This window comes from Bacillota bacterium (genome assembly GCA_013178305.1).
Lineage (GTDB): Bacteria > Bacillota > Sulfobacillia > JABLXB01 > JABLXB01 > JABLXB01.
In genome coordinates, this window is sequence record JABLXB010000021.1 from 1 (window position 1) to 2,142 (window position 2,142).

The following is a 2,142-nucleotide window of genomic DNA, read 5'->3' on the forward strand; positions in this document are numbered from 1 at the left end:
AGGCTCAAGAGGTACTTGGGGCCAGCCTCTCATCAGGGCCAGCCTGTGGTCCGCTGGTTTCCAGTATCTGTACCACTTTCTGCACAAGGTCAGGGTCGAACTGGGTCCCTGCACAGCGCTTAAGTTCGCACACGGCCTGCTCGTGGGTTAGCGCTTTCCGGTAAGGACGGTCGCTGGTCATTGCATCGTAGGCGTCCACAATGGCAAGAATGCGGCATTCGAGCGGGATCTCTTCACCTTTCAGCCCGAGCGGATAGCCCTGACCATTCCACCATTCGTGGTGCTTCAAGATCCAGTCCGAAATCGAGGCCAGGTCAGGCACGGACTGCGCGATGCGGAGGCCGATCTCACAGTGGAGCCTCATCTCTTCGATTTCCTCAGGCGTTAGCGCACCTGGCTTCATCAGAATGCGGTCGGGTATGCCGACTTTGCCTATGTCATGGAACCTCGCGAGAAGACGCAGATCGGTTATGTTACGTTCAGGCAGGCCGATGGCTGCGGCCACGCGCGCGACCAGGCTTTCCAGTCGGTCCAGATGGCCTTCGGTAATGAAGTCCCTTGCCTCCATCGCCTTCATGAGCGTTTGAACGATAACGCTGCGAGTACTCCGGCTGCGGTGCAGCTTCTCCCGGTACATGTTGTCGTCCGCTTCTTTGAAGAGGTCACTCATGCTCTTGGAAGTATCGCTTCTGGCAGCGAACCCGATCGAAGTGCTCAGGGGCCGCTCCGGGTTTGCCGCGTTGTATCTGTCAACCGCATCCCGAAGCTCTGAGCACACGCGCTCCGTGGTGGTTTCGTCGCTGCCTGGGAGCAAGACGGCGAATTCATCCCCTCCGATCCGGGCCACGGTAGCTGTTCCGGGGGATGTCTCCTTCAACACACGGGCGGCGGCGAGGAGTAGCTCGTCACCCGCATCATGTCCGAGGGTATCGTTTACGAGCTTGAGCCCGTCTATGTCACAGAGAACTATGCCAACCGGCGTACAACCCTCGGCCTCGAGACGGTGCATCTCCTGCTCGAAGTAGGTGCGGTTGTGGAGCCCGGTGAGGGAGTCGGTGACGCTGAGACGGCGGTGACGTTCTTCGCTTGCCCGCAGTTCGCCCTGGTATCGCTCAAGCGCCTCGAGCATTCGGTTAATCTCCCCAGCCAGGTCCGAGAGTTCATCGCGCCCTGCTGCTGGTACCCTCGTGGAAAGGTCGCCGCTAGCACCGATGGCGCTTACGTTTGTGCTCAGAAGGGCAAGCCGGGACAGCACCGTTTTTTCCAGGAACACAAGGACCACTGCGCCGAACACCAGGCCGGCCATCACAAGCGATGAGAGGAAATAGAGAACGCTGGTCCGACCTTGCGTGTAGATACTCCTGGGTACCTGCACTTTCAACACAAGGCAAGGCTTTCCTGAGATGTCCTTGAGCAGCGCATATCCTGCGGTGAATTCCTTTCCGAGCGGCCGGACGTAAATGGACTCCTGCTCAGATAGGGATGTGAGCATTGCCCGAAAGTCGGGCGGGACCTCGGGCCCGTTCAACTGTTGCACGGTGATCGCCAGATGAGTGGTTTCTGCCAGCTGCTGAACCACAGCAGAATCAAAGTACCGTCCCATGATCAGCGTTCCGCGAACCGGGCCCTTCCCTTCACTGGTCAGGATGGGCCTTGCGGCAAGGAGCATGGAGCCTTCCGGGAGGACTATAATCCCCGTTGCGGCGTGTGCTGCAGTGCTGCGGGATTGAATGGGGCCGTTCGGAACAATGTACTGTTGCAGGCCACTTGGAATGGGAATGGACTGGCCCTCATTCAGGTCGAACCCCTTGCCAAAGACGATTCGACTGGAGGAGTCGATGTATAGCATGACGTTGAGTCCGAGATTCGAGAACGTGTGATCGCCGAGGTTGGACTCGATGTACTTGGTGTTCTTGTCCCTTATGAAGTCGTAGGTATCGTCCCAACTTGCCCAGTCTTCTGCCACGGCGTCCAGCGAAGCGAGGCGATCGTGCAGGGCGCTGAGAGCCCGCGCGACGTTACGGCGGACGTCATGCTCCTCCAACCTCGCGAAACCGTTCAGCAGGATAACCCGCGAAGTCCCGTAGAGGATCACGATCAAACCAGCGAGAGTTAGGCCAATTATGCTCAGGGTCCTGTTTC

Annotated in this window: 1 protein-coding gene; it reads right to left on the reverse strand. The window is 58.6% G+C overall.

What is annotated here, in order from left to right:
* Window positions 1-4 precede the first annotated feature (4 nt).
* Entirely contained in the window at window positions 5-2,095 is a 2,091-nt protein-coding gene (locus tag HPY55_16355; GenBank protein ID NPV72177.1) for a diguanylate cyclase, read from the reverse strand.
* Between the last annotated feature and the right edge of the window lie 47 nt (window positions 2,096-2,142).